At 69.2% G+C, this 18,952-nt stretch carries 18 protein-coding genes; 7 read left to right on the top strand and 11 right to left on the bottom strand.

What is annotated here, in order from left to right; translation table 11 throughout:
* Positions 1–36: 36 nt before the first annotated feature.
* The 5 genes from msrB to ACIA58_RS11345 form a co-directional block, all read right to left on the bottom strand.
* Positions 37–453 carry a peptide-methionine (R)-S-oxide reductase MsrB gene (gene msrB / locus ACIA58_RS11365; protein ID WP_396403523.1) on the bottom strand — a complete coding sequence of 139 codons (417 nt, stop codon included), beginning with the start codon at positions 451–453 and terminating at the stop codon, positions 37–39.
* A gap of 72 nt (positions 454–525) precedes the next feature.
* On the bottom strand, positions 526–2,916 hold the full coding sequence (locus tag ACIA58_RS11360; protein ID WP_396403522.1) for a lamin tail domain-containing protein: 2,391 nt from the start codon (positions 2,914–2,916) through the stop codon (positions 526–528).
* Positions 2,917–2,998: 82 nt separating this feature from the next.
* A complete protein-coding gene (locus ACIA58_RS11355) occupies positions 2,999–4,357 on the bottom strand; it encodes an adenylate/guanylate cyclase domain-containing protein (protein ID WP_396403521.1) in 1,359 nt (452 codons plus the stop codon).
* Positions 4,350–6,089: an FAD-dependent oxidoreductase gene (locus ACIA58_RS11350; RefSeq protein WP_396403520.1), complete on the bottom strand. Its 1,740-nt coding sequence runs from the start codon at positions 6,087–6,089 to the stop codon at positions 4,350–4,352. The genes ACIA58_RS11355 and ACIA58_RS11350 overlap by 8 nt, the downstream gene beginning before the upstream one ends.
* A gap of 103 nt (positions 6,090–6,192) precedes the next feature.
* Entirely contained in the window at positions 6,193–7,800 is a 1,608-nt protein-coding gene (locus tag ACIA58_RS11345; protein ID WP_396403519.1) for a M4 family metallopeptidase, read from the bottom strand.
* Positions 7,801–7,968: 168 nt separating this feature from the next.
* On the opposite strand from ACIA58_RS11345, the gene ACIA58_RS11340 reads away from it, so the two are divergent.
* Together ACIA58_RS11340 and ACIA58_RS11335 are read left to right on the top strand one after the other, a co-directional pair.
* A complete protein-coding gene (locus ACIA58_RS11340) occupies positions 7,969–9,060 on the top strand; it encodes a DNA polymerase domain-containing protein (RefSeq protein WP_396403518.1) in 1,092 nt (363 codons plus the stop codon).
* Positions 9,061–9,124: 64 nt separating this feature from the next.
* Positions 9,125–9,598, top strand: a complete 474-nt coding sequence (locus ACIA58_RS11335) for a carboxymuconolactone decarboxylase family protein (RefSeq protein WP_130450403.1) — start codon at positions 9,125–9,127, stop codon at positions 9,596–9,598.
* Positions 9,599–9,622: 24 nt separating this feature from the next.
* On the opposite strand, the gene ACIA58_RS11330 is transcribed toward ACIA58_RS11335, so the two are convergent.
* The 4 genes from ACIA58_RS11330 to ACIA58_RS11315 form a co-directional block, all read right to left on the bottom strand.
* The gene (locus ACIA58_RS11330) at positions 9,623–9,934 is read right to left on the bottom strand and encodes a hypothetical protein (RefSeq protein WP_396403517.1); all 312 of its coding nucleotides are present in this window, start codon (positions 9,932–9,934) and stop codon (positions 9,623–9,625) included.
* Positions 9,935–10,003: 69 nt separating this feature from the next.
* Entirely contained in the window at positions 10,004–10,759 is a 756-nt protein-coding gene (locus ACIA58_RS11325) for an SDR family oxidoreductase (RefSeq protein ID WP_396403516.1), read from the bottom strand.
* 75 nt (positions 10,760–10,834) lie between these two features.
* Positions 10,835–12,625: a glycoside hydrolase family 15 protein gene (locus ACIA58_RS11320; RefSeq protein WP_396403515.1), complete on the bottom strand. Its 1,791-nt coding sequence runs from the start codon at positions 12,623–12,625 to the stop codon at positions 10,835–10,837.
* Positions 12,606–13,397 carry an SURF1 family protein gene (locus ACIA58_RS11315; protein ID WP_396403514.1) on the bottom strand — a complete coding sequence of 264 codons (792 nt, stop codon included), beginning with the start codon at positions 13,395–13,397 and terminating at the stop codon, positions 12,606–12,608. The genes ACIA58_RS11320 and ACIA58_RS11315 overlap by 20 nt, the downstream gene beginning before the upstream one ends.
* 57 nt (positions 13,398–13,454) lie before the next feature.
* Between ACIA58_RS11315 and moaA the strand changes: the two genes are divergently transcribed.
* Positions 13,455–14,474 (top strand): GTP 3',8-cyclase MoaA, encoded by a 1,020-nt coding sequence (moaA, locus tag ACIA58_RS11310; protein WP_396403513.1) that lies wholly within the window; start codon positions 13,455–13,457, stop codon positions 14,472–14,474.
* Between the two features lie 47 nt (positions 14,475–14,521).
* On the opposite strand, the gene ACIA58_RS11305 is transcribed toward moaA, so the two are convergent.
* Both ACIA58_RS11305 and ACIA58_RS11300 read right to left on the bottom strand, forming a co-directional pair.
* Entirely contained in the window at positions 14,522–14,725 is a 204-nt protein-coding gene (locus tag ACIA58_RS11305; RefSeq protein WP_396403512.1) for a hypothetical protein, read from the bottom strand.
* Positions 14,726–14,914: 189 nt separating this feature from the next.
* On the bottom strand, positions 14,915–15,274 hold the full coding sequence (locus ACIA58_RS11300) for a DUF3099 domain-containing protein (protein ID WP_396403511.1): 360 nt from the start codon (positions 15,272–15,274) through the stop codon (positions 14,915–14,917).
* A 74-nt stretch (positions 15,275–15,348) separates the two neighbouring features.
* Between ACIA58_RS11300 and ACIA58_RS11295 the strand changes: the two genes are divergently transcribed.
* The 4 genes from ACIA58_RS11295 (at position 15,349) to ACIA58_RS11280 (ending at position 18,927) form a co-directional block, all read left to right on the top strand.
* The gene (locus ACIA58_RS11295) at positions 15,349–15,561 is read left to right on the top strand and encodes a dodecin (RefSeq protein WP_130450393.1); all 213 of its coding nucleotides are present in this window, start codon (positions 15,349–15,351) and stop codon (positions 15,559–15,561) included.
* 167 nt (positions 15,562–15,728) lie between these two features.
* Positions 15,729–16,433: a 3-oxoacyl-[acyl-carrier-protein] reductase gene (fabG, locus tag ACIA58_RS11290; protein WP_396403510.1), complete on the top strand. Its 705-nt coding sequence runs from the start codon at positions 15,729–15,731 to the stop codon at positions 16,431–16,433.
* Between the two features lie 28 nt (positions 16,434–16,461).
* Positions 16,462–17,238 carry an enoyl-ACP reductase FabI gene (gene fabI, locus ACIA58_RS11285; RefSeq protein ID WP_396403509.1) on the top strand — a complete coding sequence of 259 codons (777 nt, stop codon included), beginning with the start codon at positions 16,462–16,464 and terminating at the stop codon, positions 17,236–17,238.
* Positions 17,239–17,241: 3 nt separating this feature from the next.
* Entirely contained in the window at positions 17,242–18,927 is a 1,686-nt protein-coding gene (locus ACIA58_RS11280) for a Mur ligase family protein (protein ID WP_396403508.1), read from the top strand.
* The last annotated feature ends 25 nt before the right edge of the window (positions 18,928–18,952 follow it).

The raw sequence follows: 18,952 nt of genomic DNA, 5'->3' as shown, positions 1-18,952 counted from the left end.
CAGTCTAGAGCTAGACCGGGTGACCGGATCGCAGGCTCAGGCCGGGGTGAGGGTGAGGCTGATGCTGTTGATGCAGTAGCGGAGATCGGTCGGGGTGCCGTAGCCCTCGCCCTCGAAGACGTGGCCCAGGTGGGAGCCGCAGTTGGCGCAGCGGACCTCGACGCGCTTCATGCCGAGGTCGTGGTCCTCGATGTACTCGACCCGGTCCTCGGCCAGCGGCGCGAAGAACGAGGGCCAGCCGCAGTGCGAGTCGAACTTCGTCTCGCTGCGGAACAGTTCGGCGTCGCAGGCGCGGCACTTGTACACGCCCACGGTCTTGGTGTCGGTGTACTCACCGACGAACGGCCGCTCGGTGCCGGCCTTGCGCAGCACCTGGAACTCGGCGGGGGAGAGCTGCGCCTTCCACTCCGCGTCGGACTTCTGGACGGCGTACTGCTTGGTTGAATCTGTCACGACACCAGTATCGGTCGCCCGGGCCAGAAAACCCCGCCCGGGCGACCGGCGTAAGACTGCCGAAACCCAGGGTTACCGCACCCAGGACGGCAGCGGGATCAGCTTCACGACCTGCGGATCGTGGTCGGAGATCTGGTCCGGGAACTCCGCGTTCATGTGGATCACGTCGTACGACGAGGCCGGGCGCAGGTTCTGCGAGATCAGGATCTGGTCCAGGATCTGGCTGTTGCCCTCGAACACGTAGCTGTACCGCTCCTTCAGCGGCAGCGTCCGCGGCAGGTCGACCAGCGCGGTCTTGCCCGCGCCGACCAGGATGTCCGCGGTCTGCGACCAGTCGAAGTCGTTCAGGTCACCGAGCACGACCACGTTCGCGCCCTTGTCCTTGGCCAGGATCTGGTCGACGAACCCGCGCACCGCCTCGGCCTGCTGGTGACGCTTCGGCGCGCTGGACTGCACCGGCGGCTGGAACCGGCCCCAGAGCGGGTCGTCGCCGCCCTTGGAGCTGAAGTGGTTGACCACCACGAACAGCGACTGCCCGTGCCAGGTGAACTCGCCGGCCAGCGGGACCCGGGTGTCGGCCCAGGCCGGGTTGGCCGGGTCGACGCGGCCCGGCGACGAACTCAGGTGCGGGCGGCCGAACCGGTCGGTGGTGATCGTCGTCGCCACCGTCGAGCCGCCGCCCGCGCGGTCGACGAACTTGACCGGCTTGTCCGCCCGGTACATGAAGGCGACCCGGATGTTGCCGCCCGGCTCGCCGCCCTCGGCGTTGTTGACCGGGTCGATCTCGCGCCAGGTGTACTTCGGTCCGCCCGCGTTCACGATCGCCGCGGCCAGGGTGTTCAGGGTGACATCGGCCGCCGTCGTACCCGAGTTGACCGCGCCGTCGTTGTCCTGGACCTCCTCGAGCCCGAGGATGTCCGGCGAGGCGAGGTTGTGCACGACCGCCTGCGCCAGCCCGTCGAACTTGGCCGGGCCGTCGGACGGGTCCAGGTTCTCCACGTTGAACGTCGCCACCGACACCTGCAGCGGCGAGGACTTCTGCGTGACCTCACGCTTGACGCCACCGTCGATCACGGTCGGCGTGACGGTCGGCTGGAACTTGAAGTTGCCGAACGAGTAGTCCAGAACACCCGTCACGACCCCGGCCAGCTTGTCACCGGTCTTCGCGTCCGGGATCGGTGCCAGTACGTCGTCCAGCAGCACCCGCTCCGGGTTGCTGTCCGTCTTCTGCAGCAGGATCCCGCCGCGGACGGTCCGCACGCCGGATCCGGCCGGTACGACGGACAGCTCGCGGAACGAGCTGGTCGGACCGGTGACCTGCGGCTGGTTGATGCCCAGCCACATGCCCTCCATGGACTCCCAGAAGTCCAGGCCGTCGTTGGCCGGGTCGAACGCCGTACTCGTCGTCTCCACGTCGCCGGCCGAGTCGTCGTCGATCACGGTCGACGGCGGCACGCGCCCGCCCGGACCGACGATCGTCGGCGCCGGCACGGCGGCCGTCCCGGTGACGGTGATCTTCGCGTTGGTCAGCTCGGTCGTGGTCAGGTTGGTCGTACCGCCGGAGCCGCCCGGGCGGAACTCGGCGACCGAGGCCTCGACCGTCAAGGCGTCACCGACGGAAACGGTCGGCGCGGAGCTGGTGAAGACGAACACACCTTCGCTGGTGGCCGGGTTGTCGTCCGGCTGCGGGTCCTGGAACCAGAACCCGTTGGTGCCCTTGGCGGTGACCACGCCGGTGACGTTGCTGACCCGCTTGCCCTCCAGCGGCGAGCGGTGCGCGGCGCCCTGGATGTCGTGGATCTTGGCGTCCACCGGCGGCTCGGCCGGCCCACCGGTCAGTGTGCCCGGCGACGGGTTGCCCGCGGTGAAGTCGGCGCTATTGTTGTCGGTGTCCTGCTTCGGGTCGACCCGCGACGCGGAGGTGGTGTTCGACAAGCCTGGCGCGGGCGCCGTCTCGGAGTCGCCCGCGGTGCCGTAGCCGACGTAGTCCTTCACGCTCGCGTCCGCGTGGCAGGTCGCCCCGCAGGCCAGCGCGGTCTGGTTGGTGACCAGTGCGACCTTGCCGGCCGTCGCGGACATCGGAATCGTGCCGGTCACGTTCGGAGTCGGCATCGGCTGACCGTTCGCTCCGCCGCCCTCCTGGACCAGGTACGCCGCTCCCGGGGTGATGCTGCCCGTCAGCTTGGTGACCTGCCACGAGCTACCGGTCGCCGAGGCGTACTGGACCGACCAGCCGCTGACGTCGATCGCGGCCGCGCCGTTGTTGGTCAGCTCGACGAAGTCGTTCGTGTACGGCGCGCCGCTGTTGCCGCCGCCGCCGTAGACCTCGGTGACGACCACATCGGTCGAAGCGGCCTGCGCGGGCGCGGCGACGATCGCCACCGCCAGCCCGGAGGCGAGAAGACTGGTCGTGACCGCGAGGGCGCCCAGGCGGCGTCGCGATCGGGGTTTCAGGGCAGACATGGCCCGGATTCTCACACCGGCACGTGTGCGTTCCAAGGTCCAACACGTGAACTCCCGGTGCGTACCCCGAACACACGGGTGATCATTCGCCCAGTGCGACCAGCCGGTAGACCTCCACCGGCTCGTCCTTGCCCTTCAGGCTCAGCAGCCCGAGCGACTCGGTACGCGCCCGCGGCAGCAGCGCCTTCGTCGCCGGCCCGATCGCGACGGTCCCGCTCGGCGCCTTGCCCTCGATCCTCGACGCGACGTTCACCGTGTCGCCGATCACCGTGTGCGTCCGGCCGCCCTCGGTGCCCAGCAGGCTCACCGATGCGATGCCGGTGTTGATCCCGACCCGGAACTTCGGCCAGTTCGGGTGGGAGGCCTGGACAGCGGTCGCGGCCGCCTGCAGCGCCAGCCCCGCCGCGGCGGCCAGGCGGGCGTGGTCCGGCTGGTCACCGCGCTTGTTGAACGTGACCATCAGCGCGTCCCCGATGATCCGGTCGACGACGCCACCGTGCCGTCGTACCACCTGCGGTACGACGACCTCGAAGTACGTGTTGAGCATCGTCGTGACCTCGGCCGGATCGTGCTTCTCGGAGAACGTCGTGAACCCTTCGAGATCCGCGAAGAGCACGCTCAGTTCGCGCCGCCCCGAGACGGTGTCGGCCTGGTAGAGGTCGGCGAACCGCTCCTCGTACCACTGGATCCGCACGCCGGCCACGACGAGCACGAACGCGGCCAGCATCAGCGCGTGCCACTCCCACCACGACAGCGCCCAGTTCCGCGCGAACACCAGCGCGATCATCGCCTCGCCGAGCAGCACGAACGCGCAGATGATCGACAGCAGCATCAACGACGGCCGGGCCCACCACGTCCGCAGGTAGCGGCCCGCCGCGACGCCGTACAGCAGCACGGCCGGTACGGCGAGCAGGGTCAGGATGCCGTCGGCGGACTCCGGTACGGACGTCATGTGCAACGGCGGCAGCTTGAGCACGGAGGCTAGAGCCCACAGGGCCATCAGCGCGAGCAGAGCGACCCGCAACCTCCGTCCCCACGCGATGCCGGAAACCGTCAGGCTGGACAGGAACGCGAACACCGATGCCAATGCGACCCCGACCGGTGTCGCGAGGGTGAATCCGGCGTTCGGCGTGTCCAGCATGACCTTGGGCGTCGCCAAGGCGTGCAATCCGAGGAAGCCCGCCGCGGAGAGAAACGCCAGTGAGACGAACAGGACGCGCGCGTCACCTCGCCGTATGGCCGCCGCGCCGGTCGAGTACGCGAGTACGGCGCTCAGCGTGGCCGTGAGCAGTACGAGCCAGAAGTGGGTGGGATGGTGCTCCCAGTGCACGTCGAGTTGCGGTTCGCGCAGCAGCAGGACCAAGCCCACAAGCGGTACCAGCAGCACCAGCGAGGTCAGGCCGACCATCGCAGGCGTGTAGACGAACTTGCGTTCAAGCATCCGATGAAACCTTGAGATGGGCGTGGATCTGCGAAACCACCACCGACCCTTCGCCCACCGCGGAGGCCACCCGCTTCACCGAACCGCTGCGAACGTCCCCGATCGCGAAGAGCCCCGGCAGGGTCGTCTCGTACGGTTGCGGCGGCCGGTCCTCCGTCCACGCCGGGTCAGCCGCCGCGTCCGACCCGGTCAGTACGAAGCCATGCTGCTCCCGGGCGACGATGTCCGGCAGCCACTCCGTCCCCGGTACGGCGCCGATCATCACGAACAGCCCGTCTGCGTTCAGCCGCTCCTCGGCGTCCGTTGTGCGCTCGCGCAACGTGATCCATTGCAGCTGCCCGTCGCCGCCGCCGTCGACGACCTCCCGGGACGTCTGCAGCGTCACGTTGGGGGCGGCATCGATGGCGTCGATCAAGTACTGCGACATGGTTGCGGACAGGTCCTTGCCCCGGATCACCAGCGTGACGAGCCGGCAGTACCGAGCCAGGTGCAGCACAGCCTGCCCGGCCGAGTTCCCGCCGCCGACCACTACCGCGTCGCGGTCCATCAAGCCGTGCGCCTCGGACACGCTCGCGCCGTAGTACACCCCTCGCCCCATCAGCTCTTCCAGCGCCGGTACGCCGAGCCGGCGGTAGGCCACGCCGCTCGCGAGCACCACAGCACGCGCTGTCACCTCGCCCACGTCACCGATCTCGGCGACGAAGTGACCATCCTGCTTCTCCAGCCGGACGACCGATCGCATCAGCGTGAAGTGCGCACCGAAGACCCACGCCTGCTGGTACCCGCGCTGAGCCAGCTCCGAGCCCCGGACCCCGCGCGAGAAGCCCAGATAGTTGCGGATCAGCGAGCTCGTGCCCGCCTGGCCGCCGATCGCCTCCCGCTCCACGACAAGCGTGCGGAGTCCCTCGGAGGACGCGTACACCGCGGCCGCCAGACCGCCCGGTCCGGCGCCGATCACGAGCAGGTCGAACGCCGTGTCCTCGTCGGCCAGCGACGTGGACACGCCCCATGCCTCGGCGATCTCCACATCGGTCGGATCGCGCAGCAGAGCACCACCGACGGCCGACATCCACACGAGTACGCCGTCGCCCGGATCCGGTTCACCGAGCCATTCGAGTACGGCGTCGGCCTGCACCGAGGCGGTCGCCCGGAACGCGTTCGGGATCCCGTTCCGCGTCAGCATGCTGCGGATCTCCTGGGCGCGGACCGAGCGCTCGGACGCGAGTACGACCACCTCGCGCAGGTTCGTCACCTCGAACCGCGACCACTCCTGGATGAACTCGGCGATCGTGCGGTGGAACAGCTCGTCCTGGGTGGTCCACGGCTTGAGTACGTAGTAGTTGATGTCGCCGACCGACATCGCGGACAGGATCGCCGACGCCGTACTCCGGTCCCGCCAGGCACCCCACTCGATCAGCAGCGCGCGCCGCGCGTCCGGATGCTGTGTCCGCGCCGCGGCCAGGATCTGGCTGCGCTCGTCGTCGGGCAGGGCGCGGTCGACCATCACGACGGCGACGCGGTGCTGCAGGTCGTGCGCGATCTGCAGACAGTTCAGCGCGGCCGCCGTGGTGAGCTCGCCGCGCACTCGGTAGTCGGATCCGAAGCCTCGCTGCAGCTCGGCTTCACATCGCTCCAGACGCTCCGGGTCAGCGTCGACGACGAGCAGTAACGGCCTGGCCGCACGTAGTTTGGCCTCACGCCGTCCGTACTCTCCCCCGGGTTCCCCACCCATGCTGTGACGGTAGGTCCGCCCAAACCGGGTGGCAATGCGTAAAGCGTTTGTTCGCCGGTCCCTGTCCGCCCCAGTGGGACAGGGACCGGCGAAACTCAGGCGATCAGTTGACGGCGACCGCGGACCAGGCCGCGGCGACGGTGGCGCGTTCGTTGCTGCTGGCGCCGTACAGGTCGGTGGCCGCGTTCAGCGTTGCGGTCCGGGCCTGGGCGTACGTCGTTCCGCTGGTCATGTACGTCGTCAGCGCGCGGTACCAGATCTTGCCGAGCTTGTCGTGGCCGAGACCCGTGATCGTCGAACCGTTGCAGGTCGGCGAGTTGTGCGGCAGACCGCCGATCGTCTTGGCGCCCGTGCCCTCGGCGAGCAGGTAGGCGAAGTGGTTCGCGATCGCCGACGAGTAGTGCACGTCCAGGTTGCCGACGTCGGAGGTGTAGCAGTCCGGCGACGTGCCGTCCCGGCTCGGCTTGTCCATGTACCGCAGGGCCGGGCGGTCCTTCATGATCTCCTCGCCGATGTAGTAGTCACCGGGGTCGGAGGTGTTGTTGGAGTAGAACTCGACCAGGGTGCCGAAGATGTCGCTGGTCGCCTCGTTCAGGCCGCCGGACTCACCGGAGTACGTCAGCGCCGCGGTGTGCTCGGTGACACCGTGGGACATCTCGTGGCCGGCCACGTCGATCGAGACCAGCGGCCCCGCGGCCACGTTGTCGCCGTCGCCGTACGTCATCTGCTTGCCGTCCCAGAACGCGTTGACGTAGCTGGTGCCGTAGTGCACGCGGCTCGGGACGCCCTTGCCGTCGCCGAAGATGCCGTTCCGGCCGTGCACGTTCTTGTAGTAGTCGAACGTGGTCGCGGCGCCGTAGTGCGCGTCGACGGCGGCCGACGCCCGGTCGGCGTTGGTGCCGGTGCCCCAGTGGTTGTCGGCGTCGGTGAACTTCGTCGGCGTCGGGCAACCGAGCTGGAGGATCTGGCAGAGGATCGAGTCGGTCTTGTTGTTCGCGTCGGCGGTGAATCCGTTGCCACGGGTCGCGTCGGTCAGTGTGAAGCCGCCGGTGACCGCGGTGGTCTGCAACGGCACGGTCCCGGAGTACAGGCTCTTGCCGTCACCGGTCGCCGTCTCGATGTGCTGCTCGCTGATCAGCTTCGCGCCGGTCAGGGCGTCGACCGTCGTGGTGATGCGGCTCGGCGTACCGTCAGCCTGGGTGCCGCCGGTGATGACGAGGTAGGCCAGCCGCGGCGCGCCCTTGCGGGCCTCGATCACCAGGCTGGGTCTGCCCTCGGCCTTCAGGCCCTTGGTGAGTGCCTTCGCCGTCGCGGCGGCGATGCTGACCTTCGGCGTACGGCCGACGTTCGCGCTCCTGCTCAGCGTCAGGCTGGCGCCCTTGAAGGCGCCGTCCTTGGTCTGGTGTACGACGACGTCGCCGCCGAGCACCGGGAGGCCGCCGATCGTGCGGTCCATCCGGACGTGGCTGGAGCCGTCGGGGTCGACGATGACGTCCTTGACCACGAACGCGTCGGCCGTGGTGGCCCGCAGCGCGGTCAGGTTGCCGGCGATCGCTGCCTTGGCGTCGGCGACGGCCGCGGCGGGGGTGGGGACAGGGGGAGCCTTCGGTGCGCCGGCTGCCATACCCGTTGCCGCGGTGGCGCTGGTCAGTCCGAGGGCGGTCGTGGTCACCACTGCGGTGGCAGCGGCGAACAGGGCGGATCTGTTCATCCTCGCGCTCCTTGTCAGGTGTCCCGGGGGCCTCACGCCCCAGGAACGAGGTGCAGGAACGTTACCGCTCGGTCACCTACCGTGGCCAGAGGTCGGGAAAAGTTGGCTTTCCCGCAAGCTGATGGGGAATTCCGGGTTTTGGTCGGTGTGGGGCGATAGCGTCACCGCATGGCGAAGAGCACACCGGTGATGGTCACCGTGGGAGACCGTGAGGTCCGGGTTTCCAGCCCCGAGCGGGTGGTCTACGAGGCGACCGAGTGGGCTGCGGAGGTCACCAAGCTCCAGGTCTGCGAATACTTCATCGAGGTGGCTCCGGCGTTCATGCGAGCCTCGGGCGACCGTCCGGTCGCGCTGGAGCGCTGGCCGGGTGGGTGGCGCGAAGGTATGACGCTGTCGGTGGACGCGGTCGGTCGGCAGACGGGCGACGGCTTCTACTCGAAGCGCCTCCCGAAGGGCGCCCCCGACTGGCTCGAGACCTGCCGGGTGCTGACGCCGAACGACCGCCCGATCGACGAGCTGTGCCTGACCGAGCCGGCCGCCGCGGTGTGGGCCGCCCAGATGGGCACGCTGGTCTTCCATCCGTGGGCGGTCCGCAAGACCGACCTGGACCACCCCGACGAGCTGCGCATCGACCTCGATCCGCAGCCCGGCGCGACCTTCACCGATGCCCGGCGCGTGGCCGGCGTCGCCCGTGAACTCCTCGAGGAGCTGGGCCTTCGCGGGTATCCGAAGACCAGCGGCAACCGGGGGATCCACATCTACGTGCGGATCCGGCCGGAGTGGACCTTCGACGAGGTCCGGCACGCCGCCATCGGCCTCGGCCGCGAGCTCGAGCGCCGCGACGACGGTGTGACCACGGCCTGGTGGAAGGAGCAGCGCCGCGAGGACGCGATCTTCCTGGACTTCAACCAGAACCTCCGGGACCGCACGGTCGCGGGCGCCTGGTCGCTGCGGCCGCGGCCCGGTGCCCCGGTCAGCACGCCGATGACCTGGGAGCGGCTGGCCGAGGTCGACGATCCGCGGGCGTTCAACCTGCACACGGTTCCGGAGTACCTGACCGACGGTGATCCGTGGGCGGACATGGACGACACGGCGTACGCGCTGGATCCGCTGCTGCGCCTGTGGGAGGAGCTGCCCGGCGGAGAGCTGAACTTCCCGCCCGACTACCCGAAGATGCCGGGGGAGCCGCCGCGCGTCCAGCCGAGCAAGAAGGTCGCCGAGCACTGGGACGAGCAGGGCAACCGGATCGCCCCGGACTGACACTTGGTGGGGCTGTCTCGTCGTGGTGGTGTCAAAGAGTTCATCCGTAAGGAGAAACACCACTATGGACGCCCGTCTGAACCTGTTCACCAACCCGGTGCTCGGCAAGTTCATCAAGCACCTCAATGCGGCCGCCCGGGTCGCGCTGGACGCCGGTGTGCCGCTGACGACACTCGAGCTGGTCGAGTTGCGCGCCAGCCAGATCAACGGCTGCGCCGTCTGCGTCGACATGCACTCGAAGGACGCCGCACACCACGGCGAGACCGCGGTCCGGATCAATCTGGTCGCGACGTGGCGCGAGGCCACCGTCTACACCGATGCGGAGCGTGCCGCGCTGGCGCTGACCGAGGCCGGCACCCGGATCGCCGACGCCGCCGGCGGCGTCCCCGACGACGTCTGGCTGAACGCGACCAAGTACTACGACGAGAACCAGCTGGCCGCACTCGTCGGCGCCATCGCCGGCATCAACACCTGGAACCGCCTGAACGTCATGACCCAACAGCCCGCCGGCGACTACGTCCCGGGCCAGTGGGGCTGATCGCAGGAGTGTAGGTCGGCAGCCTCAGCGCCATTTGCTGGGTTGGCGTTTCACGTCGTATCCGAGCGCACTGACCTTCGTCCGGATCTCGCCGAGCACTGTTTGGGGAGATACGTCACCTGCGAGCGCCAGCAGTGCAACCAGATGACTGACATTCGCCAACAGATCATCCTGCGGGAGGCTGAGCCGAGCCTGAGGCCCCGCCTGTTGGTCGCCGAAGATCTGGATCCGCCACCCGGTGTGGTGGATCACTTCGTACGCGAGTTGTGCGACGTCTGTGCCTGGCTTGGCGAAGCTGTGGAAGTCCACCTCGACGGAACTGGTCTCTGCCTGCATCTCATCCCCCTGCACGGTGCTTTTCCCGTGCCTGCCACATCGCAGGCACGGGAGAAGTCGTTACATGGTCTAGATGGTCCGCAGGGCGCCGCCGTCGATCGGGATGATGGTGCCGGTCAGGTAGGAGGCGGCGGGGGAGAGGACGAAGGCGGCGACCCGGCCGAACTCCTCGGGCGTGCCGTAGCGGCGCAGGGGGATCGTCTTCTCCGACGCCCGGCGGGTTGCCTCGGGGTCGCCGCCCTTGGCGTCGAGCTCCTTCAGGCGGTCGGTGGAGATGCGGCCGGGCATCAGGCCGTTGACCCGGGTGCCGTTCGGGCCGAGCTCGTCGGCCAGGGTCTTGGCGACCATCGCCAGGCCGGGGCGGAGACCGTTCGAGATCGCGAGCCCGTTGATCGGGGACTTCACCGACGACGACAGCACGAAGGCGATCGAGGTGTCCTCCGCACCGGCCCGGGCGACGGCGCGAGCGATCCGCAGCCCACCGAGGAAGACGCTCTCGAACGCGGACCGCCAGTCGTCCTCTTCGCTGTCGAGCGCCGTCCCGGGCCTCGGCCCGCCGACGCTGATCAGGGCGCCGTGCAGCGCACCCCACTTGGCGACCGCGGTCGCGGCGAGCCGCTCGGCGCTCTCCGGATCGGCGTTGTCGACCGGGATCCCGACGACGTTCTCGCCGAGTTCGGCCGCGGCCCGAGAGATCGACTCCTCGTTGCGGCTGGAGATGACCAGCCGCGCGCCGTCGGCAGCAAGGGCTTTCGCCGTGGCGAAGCCGAGTCCGGCGCTGGCGCCGGTGACGATGTAGGTGCGATCGCGCAGTCCGAGGTCCACATCACCATCCTGCCCCACCGCACTCCGTCGCGCACCTCGACAGTTCGTGGCCCCCGGCAAGAACTTCGGCCGGAACTAGTACGCCGACTTCCGCACCGGCGATTCCGCCGTGGTCAGATGCCAGGCGGTGTTGACCAGGCCGAGATGGGAGAACGCCTGCGGGAAGTTCCCGAGCATCCGGCCCGAGCTGACGTCGTACTCCTCCGCCAGCAGGCCGACGTCGTTGCGCAGGGCAACAAGTCGTTCGTACAGGTCCCTGGCCTCGCCGACCCGGCCGATCATCGCCAGCGCGTCCGCGAGCCAGAACGAGCAGATCAGGAACGTGCCCTCGTCGTCGTTCAGCCCGTCGTCGGTGTGCTCGGTCAGGTACCGCCGGACGAACCCCTCCGACGCCAGCTCCCGCTGCACGGCCTCCACCGTCCCGACCACCCGCGGGTCGTCGGCCGGCAGGAACCCGACCTGCGGGATCAGCAGTACGGCGGCATCCAGCGCCTTGCTCCCGTACGCCTGGGTGAACGTGTTCCGGTCCGCATCGAAGGCCTGCTCGCAGACGGCCCGGTGGATCTCGTCCGCCCGCGCCCGCCACTCCTTCGCCGGCCCCTTCAGCCCGAACCGCTGCACCGCCCGGGCGGCCCGGTCGAACGCGACCCACGCCATCACCTTCGAGTACGTGAAGTGCTGCCGGCCGCCGCGGACCTCCCAGATCCCCTCGTCCGGCTGGTCCCACACGGTGTCCAGATGAGCCATCAGCCCGCGCTGCACCTGCCACGCCTCGTCCGTCGCCCCGATCTGGTGCTCGCGGGCCAGCGCCAGAACGTCCATCACCTCGCCGAACACGTCGATCTGCAGCTGCTCGGCGGCCGCGTTCCCGATCCGCACCGGCGCCGACTCCGCGAACCCCGGCAGCCAGCCGGCCTCGAACTCGGTCAGTCGCCGTTCGCCGGTCACGCCGTACATGATCTGCAGGTCCGACGGCGATCCCGCGATCGCGCGCAGCAGCCAGTTCCGCCAGGACTCCGCCTCGTCGGTGTAGCCCGCCCGCAGCATCGCGGCCAGCGTCATCGTTGCATCGCGCAACCAGCAGTACCGGTAGTCCCAGTTGCGCCGGCCGCCGAGCGTCTCCGGCAGCGACGTGGTCGGCGCCGCGACGATGCCGCCGGACGGCGCGTAGGTCAGCGCCTTCAGCGTCAGCACCGACCGGGTGACCTCCTCGCCGAAGTCGGTCGAGCTCTGGCTCCGGCCGATCCATTCGGTCCAGAACGTCTCGGTCGGCTCCAGCGATCCGAGCGCGTCGGTCGGCTTCGGGACCGGGTGGTGCGACGGATGCCAGGTCAGCACGAACCAGGCCCGGTCGTTCTCCGAGATCCGGAAATCCGCGTACGTCGTGAGGTCGCGCCCGTACTGATGGACATCGGACCGCAGCGACACCGCATCCGGTCCGGCGATCGCGTCGATCTGCCCGTCGGACCGTCGCACCCAGGGAATGACGTGGCCGTAGTCGAACCGCAGCTTCAGCTCGGACTGCATCTCCACGGATCCGCTGACGCCTTCGACGATGCGTACGACGTCGGGGGCCTGGTCCCGTGGCGGCATGAAGTCGATCACCCGGACCGTGCCGCTGGAGGTCGACCACTCGGTCTCCAGGACGAGCGTGTCGCCGCGGTAGTGCCGGCTGCTGATCGCCTCCGCGTCCTGCGGCGCGATCCGCCAGTGCCCGTTGTCCTCGGTCCCGAGCATCGCCGCGAAACAGGCCGGCGAGTCGAACCGCGGGAAGCACAACCAGTCGATCGACCCCTGCTTCGACACCAGTGCGGCGGTCTGCAGGTCACCGATCAGCGCATAGTCCTCAATCCGGCGCTCCGGCATGGGCTTCGGGCCGCTCGACGACCTCGGGCTGCTTCGGCGCGGGCTTCTTGGCACCGCGGACCTCCTGTCGGGAGAAGTAGACGAGTCCGCCGACGGCCAGCAGGGCGAAGAACCACCACTGGAGGCCGTAGAAGAAGTGTGGCCCGTCGTCGATCTCCGGACCCGGGAACCCGTTGAACGCCGGATCGTTGGCCGGCTCCTGCTTGGTCACCATGAGGTAGCCGTCGTACAGGTTCAGGCCGAGCACCTTCGCGAAGTCGGGCCCGTTGATGAGCCGCGCCGTGCCGTCGTCGGGGATGCCGCCGCTCGTGTGGCCGCCGCGTTCGCTGCGCTGCAGGCGGCCGGTGACCGTCACCTCGCCCGCGGGCGCCGGGGGAACCTTCAGCGGCATCAGCTCCGAGCTCTGCCTCGGCAGGAACCCGCGGTCGACCAGGACCGACTTCCCGTCGGCGAGGATCAGCGGGGTGACGATCTCGAAGCCCGGCCGGTCGTCGACGTTGCGGTACTTGAGAACGATCTGCTTGGCGGCGTCGTACCGCCCGGTGACGACGGCGGTGCGCCAGGCGTGCTGGTCGCCGACGACGCCCGGCGGCCCGAGGATCTGGTCGATCGGCGCCGGCGCCGCGGCCAGGTTGCTCCGGGTCACCTCGTTGCGCGCCTTGCGTTCGTCGAGGCGATGGAACTGCCACCGACCGAGCTGCACGCACACGAAGGCGAGCACGAGGACGCCCAGCGCGGCGGCGATCCAGCGGACGTTCATCAAGCGACCCACGTCTCGAACTTAAGCCATGCCCTGAAATCGCCGACGCGCGGCACGTACGCTGGTGTAATGACGGCGATCCAGGAGGCGACTCAGACAGGCCTGGCGGACCGGTACGGCCGGCTTGCCACCGACCTGCGCGTGTCGCTCACGGACCGCTGCAATCTGCGCTGCACGTACTGCATGCCGGAAGAGGGTCTGGACTGGCTCGCCAAGCCCGAACTGCTCACCGACGACGAGGTTGTCCGCCTGGTTTCGGTCGCCGTGACCCACCTGGGCGTCAACGAGATCCGCTTCACCGGCGGCGAACCACTGCTGCGTCGCGGACTGGTCGGCATCGTCGCCCGTACGACGCAACTCACACCACGTCCCGAGGTGTCGCTGACCACCAATGGGATCGGCCTCGCCCGGCAGGCGCAGGCATTGAAGGACGCCGGCCTGGACCGGGTGAATGTGAGCCTCGACACTGTTCGGCCCGACACCTTCCAGCAGATCACCCGCCGCGACCGGCTGAAGGACGTCGTCGCGGGTCTCGCGGCGGCCCACGAGGCCGGACTCAGGCCCGTCAAGGTGAACGCGGTCCTCATGCGCGGCGCAAATGACCGGCAAGCGCCGGAATTGCTGGAGTTCTGCCTCGAGCACGGTTACGAACTGCGGTTCATCGAGCAGATGCCGCTCGACGCGCAGCACGGCTGGGACCGGGCGACCATGATCACCGCGGACGAGATTCTCGAGCTGCTTTCCGGCCGCTTCGACCTGACGCCTGACGACACCTCGAAGCGGGGGAGTGCGCCGGCCGAGTCGTTCCTCGTCGAGGGCGGGCCGCAGACGGTCGGCATCATCGCGTCCGTCACCCGGCCGTTCTGCGGGGACTGCGACCGGGTCCGGCTGACCGCCGACGGGCAGATCCGGGACTGTCTTTTCGCCCGCACCGAGTCCGACCTGCGGACCGCGCTGCGCGACGGTGCGGACGACGCCGAGCTGGCCGACCGCTGGCGGCGCGCGATGCGCAACAAACTCCCCGGCCACGGCATCAACGACCCGAGCTTCCTGCAGCCGTCGCGGCCGATGTCCGCGATCGGCGGATGACGCCATACCGGCCCAATCCGGAAATGTAGTTTTTCGCTAGGCGACATTCACCCGGTGAATGGCTCGACCTCGCGCAGGAATGACCTCCGGGCGAGGAAGTCGGACAAGCTCTCCTTGTGTTCGTCACAGGCGAGCCAGGTCTTGCGCCGGTCGGGCGTGTGGATCTTCGGGTTGTTCCACAGCAGCGCCCAGGTCGCGGGCCGGCCGCATCCCTTGGCGGAGCAGACCGCCGGTGCGCCTTCTTCACTCATGTGCGGGCGCCATTCCTCTGCATTCCTGATGCCTCAATAATCAATAGCTGGACAAAATGAAGCGACGTCGGACAGCCACGGGGGGAGCCGTCCGACGCCGCATCAAGTCCCTGAATTTCACTCATGAACTTCAGAGCACGCGGGAGATTCTGACACGGATCAGTACAAGTTTTCCAGTCCCGGCCGAGATCACTTTTCGGTGTCGGTCCGGGGGTCCTGATGCGGGTCCTCGTCCTGGGGTACGACGACCGTCGGACGCGGCCCGATCGAGGGTCGCGAAGGGGCGATGTAGGCCTCCGCCGGGGGCTGCGTCGAGGACCGGTGAGCGTTCGCCAGTACCACCGCGAAGTACGGCAGCGCGATCGCGCCGACGACGAACAACCAGCGCCACGGCGACGGCGTCACCACCGCCAGCACGAAGCAGACGATCCGGATCGACATCATCCACGCGTAGCGCACGATGCGGCTGTCCAGGTCCTCGGATCGGCCCGGCTGCGCACTCGTCACCGAAATGACGGTTTCGCCGGTCCGTTCACGGTGTCGCGACATCTATCCTCCTCAGCAAGAACAACGGTACGCCGCGCCGCCCGCCCCCGCGCAGCCAGGATGGAGAGGAATGTCGCATGACCGATCGCACCTACCGCGTCACGGAGATCGTTGGCACCTCCAAGGAAGGCATCAACCAGGCGATCACCAACGGCATCGCCCGGGCCGGCGAGACCCTGCGCCACCTCGACTGGTTCGAGGTCACCGAGATCCGCGGCCATGTCGTCGACAACCAGATCGACCACTACCAGGTCGGTATGAAGGTCGGCTTCCGCCTCGAAGACTCCTGACCTCCGCCCGGCGCCGCACACCGGTTGGGTCATCCCCGCGTGTCGCCCCTTCTCCCCCCTTCACACGGGCGGAGAAGGGGCAACTGGAGGGGATAACCCGTCGTACGGGGGTGGGCCGGGTCGCGATAGCGTTCGTGCGGCTGAGTTCGGTGACGTGAGGAGGGCTTGTGAGCAGGTCTGTGTTGGTGACCGGTGGTAGCCGGGGGATCGGGCTGGCGATCGCGACTGCCTTCAAGGAGGCCGGCGACCAGGTCGCCGTGACGTACAACACGAGTCCGCCGCCGGAGGGCTTCCTCGGGGTGAAGTGCGACATCACCGACCAGGAGCAGGTCGACGCCGCGTTCGACACGATCGCGGAGCAGCACGGTCCGGTCGAGGTGCTGGTGGCCAACGCCGGCATCACCCGCGACACGCTGCTGCTGCGGATGTCCGACGACGACTGGGACTCCGTTCTCGACACCAACCTCACCGGCTCGTTCCGGGTCGCCCGCCGGGCCGCCAAGGGCATGCTGCGGCTGCGGAAGGGCCGCATCGTGTTCATCTCCTCCGTGGTCGGCCTGCTCGGCTCGCCCGGCCAGGTGAACTACGCGGCCAGCAAGTCCGGCCTGATCGGCATGGCCCGCTCGATCGCCCGCGAGCTCGGCAGCCGCGGCATCACCGCGAACGTGGTCGCCCCGGGCTTCGTCGAGACCGACATGACCGCGGTCCTGCCGGAGGAGACCCAGAAGCAGTACCTGAGCCAGATCCCGCTGGGCCGGTTCGGTCTGACCGAGGAGATCGCGAACGCGGTCCGCTGGCTCGCCTCCGCGGAGGCCGGCTACATCACGGGCGCGGTGATCCCGGTCGACGGCGGCATCGGCATGGGCAACTAACTTCCACCTCATTCATTCTAGAAAGGGCATGCCGGTGGGCATCCTCGACGGCAAGCGGATCCTGGTCGCCGGAGTCACCCTCGACTCGTCGATCGGCTTCGCCACGGCCAAGGTGGCGCAGGAACAGGGCGCCACCGTGCTGATCTCGAACTTCGGCCGCGCGCTGAGCATCACCAAGCGGATCGCGAAGCGCCTACCGACCGAGCCGCCCGTGCTCGAGCTCGACGTCACCGACGCCGAGCACCTCGCCGCGCTGCCGGACGCCGTGCGCGAGCACGTCGACGGGCTGGACGGCGTCGTGCATTCGATCGCGTACGGCAACCCGGAGACGATCCTCGGCGGGAAGTTCCTCGACGGGCCGTGGGACGACGTCGCCCGGGCGGTGCACGTCTCGGCGTACAGCCTCAAGGCGCTCGCGGTGACCTGTGCGCCGTTGATGAGCCGCGGCGGCAGCGTTGTCGGGCTGACCTTCGACGCGACGGTCGCCTGGCCCGGGTACGACTGGATGGGGGTGGCGAAGGCCGCCCTCGAGTCCACGAACCGGTACCTGGCCCGCGATCTGGGCGCCCAGGGCATCCGCTGCAACCTGGTCTCGGCCGGTCCGCTGAAGACGCTGGCCGCGAAGGCGATCCCGGGCTTCGAGAAGTTCGAGGAGCCGTGGCTGGACCGCGCCCCGCTGGGCTGGGACCCGTCCGACCTGGAGCCGACCGGCCGCACCATCGTCGGCCTGCTCAGCGACTTCTTCCCCGCGACCACCGGCGAGATCGTCCACGTCGACGGCGGTTACCACGCGATGGGTGCGTGATAGGTGGCCACATCGCTGGTTGAGCTCCGGGTGCTGGACGGAGCCAACCTCTACTTCAGTCGTGCCGCGGTCAAGCTGACGCTCGACGTGTCGGCGCTCGTGGACGCGCCGGCTCCGGCGGCCAAGACCTACGCGCAGGCCATCGGCATCGGCGCCACCCGGCCGGGCCGGATCGGGTCGGGGTTCCGGCAGCGGTTCGCGATCCGGGTCGCGGGTCACGTCGTCCGCCGGATCGCGCGGGAGGCCGGGATCGGGCGGATCGGCGTACGGGTCCGCCCGGAGACCGACGTACGGCGGTTGGTGGTGGCGTTCCCGTGGGCGCACGAGGCCCGGGCGCGGGCGCTCGGGGCCGCGATCGTCGAGGTGCTGGACGCGTTCGGGGCCGAGGATTTGAGCGAGCTGATCGCGGCCGTGGGGGAACGGGTGCGGGACGAGCCGCCGGGTAACCCGCCGCCGACGCTGCGGCCCAAGGTCCCGGTGGTCGCGGTGACCGGGACGAACGGCAAGACCACGACCTCGCGGATGATCGCGCACATCGGTCGCGCCGCCGGGTTGCACGTCGGCTGGTCGAGCACCGACGGCGTGTACTTCGACGGCGAACTGATCAAGTACGGCGACTTCTCCGGGCCGAGCGGCGCCGCGCAGGTGCTGTCCCAGCCCGGGATCCAGCTCGCGGTGGTGGAGACCGCGCGCGGCGGGATCCTGCGCCGCGGGGTCGGCATCGCGTACAACGACGTGTCCGTCGTCACCAATGTCAGCGCCGACCACCTCGGCCTGGGCGGGATCGACACCGTCGACCAGCTCGCCGAGGTGAAGGCGGTCATCACCCAGATCACCCGTCCGCGCGGCTGGTGTGTGGTGAACGGCGACGACCCGCGGACGTTCGCGATGCGGCTCGGTTCGCCGGCTAAGTGCTGGGTGTTCTCGCGCGATCCCGACTCGCCGTCGATCCGGACCGTGCTCGACGAGGGCGGCCGCGCGACGACCGTGCTGGACGGATTCGTCACGGTCCTGGACCAGTCCCGCGATCCGGAGCCGCTGCTGAAGGTCGTCGACGTACCGATGACGCTGTCGGGGCTGTCCCACTACAACGTGGAGAACACGCTGGCCGCCGCCTCGGCGGCGCTGGGGCTCGGGATGCCGCGGGCGGCCGTGATCGAAGGGCTGAGCACGTTCGCGCCGAACGAGAACAACCCCGGCCGGATGAACATGTACTCGCTGCGCGACTTCACCGTCGTCATCGACCTCGCCCACAACGAGGCCGGGCTGGAGGCGCTGATCGAGATCATGAACGGCGTGAAGCCCGAGGACGGCCGGCTGATGCTCGCGCTGGGCTCACCGGGTGACCGGGCCGACGACATGGTCGCGGCGCTCGGCGCGATGGGAGCGCGCGCGACCGATCGGGTGGCGATCGGCCACAAGAGCGACTACCTGCGCGGACGGCCGCCGGCGGAGCTCGAGGCGGTGTTCCGCGAGGGAGCCGCGTCGGTCGGCGTCGACGACGTACCGGCGTACCCGACCGAGCTGGAGGCGGCGCAGGCGCTGGTCGCCGAGGCGCGGGCCGGCGACGTGGTCGCGGTGATGTCTCTGCAGGATCGGGCGAGTCTTGACAGCTGGTTGCGGTCCGAGGGAGCTACTGTCGACACACCGGAGACCTTGAAGACCAAGGTCGAGAGAGCTCAGCACTGAGAGCCCCAGCCGCCCGAGGTCGGGG

This window comes from Kribbella sp. NPDC051586, assembly GCF_044453965.1.
Classification (GTDB): Bacteria; Actinomycetota; Actinomycetes; order Propionibacteriales; family Kribbellaceae; genus Kribbella.
The sequence above is the reverse complement of the archived record's forward strand: the minus strand, read 5'-3'. Positions and strand labels throughout refer to the sequence as shown.

Bases quoted from the DNA above. Each gene is read 5' to 3' on its own strand.
- ACIA58_RS11360 (WP_396403522.1), bottom strand. From the start codon at position 2,916: ATGTCTGCCCTGAAACCCCGATCGCGACGCCGCCTGGGCGCCCTCGCG.
- ACIA58_RS11355 (WP_396403521.1), bottom strand. From the start codon at position 4,357: ATGCTTGAACGCAAGTTCGTCTACACGCCTGCGATGGTCGGCCTGACC.
- ACIA58_RS11350 (WP_396403520.1), bottom strand. From the start codon at position 6,089: ATGGGTGGGGAACCCGGGGGAGAGTACGGACGGCGTGAGGCCAAACTA.
- ACIA58_RS11345 (WP_396403519.1), bottom strand. From the start codon at position 7,800: ATGAACAGATCCGCCCTGTTCGCCGCTGCCACCGCAGTGGTGACCACG.
- ACIA58_RS11340 (WP_396403518.1), top strand. From the start codon at position 7,969: ATGGCGAAGAGCACACCGGTGATGGTCACCGTGGGAGACCGTGAGGTC.
- ACIA58_RS11335 (WP_130450403.1), top strand. From the start codon at position 9,125: ATGGACGCCCGTCTGAACCTGTTCACCAACCCGGTGCTCGGCAAGTTC.
- ACIA58_RS11330 (WP_396403517.1), bottom strand. From the start codon at position 9,934: ATGCAGGCAGAGACCAGTTCCGTCGAGGTGGACTTCCACAGCTTCGCC.
- ACIA58_RS11320 (WP_396403515.1), bottom strand. From the start codon at position 12,625: ATGCCGGAGCGCCGGATTGAGGACTATGCGCTGATCGGTGACCTGCAG.
- moaA (WP_396403513.1), top strand. From the start codon at position 13,455: ATGACGGCGATCCAGGAGGCGACTCAGACAGGCCTGGCGGACCGGTAC.
- ACIA58_RS11305 (WP_396403512.1), bottom strand. From the start codon at position 14,725: ATGAGTGAAGAAGGCGCACCGGCGGTCTGCTCCGCCAAGGGATGCGGC.
- ACIA58_RS11300 (WP_396403511.1), bottom strand. From the start codon at position 15,274: ATGTCGCGACACCGTGAACGGACCGGCGAAACCGTCATTTCGGTGACG.
- ACIA58_RS11295 (WP_130450393.1), top strand. From the start codon at position 15,349: ATGACCGATCGCACCTACCGCGTCACGGAGATCGTTGGCACCTCCAAG.
- fabI (WP_396403509.1), top strand. From the start codon at position 16,462: ATGCCGGTGGGCATCCTCGACGGCAAGCGGATCCTGGTCGCCGGAGTC.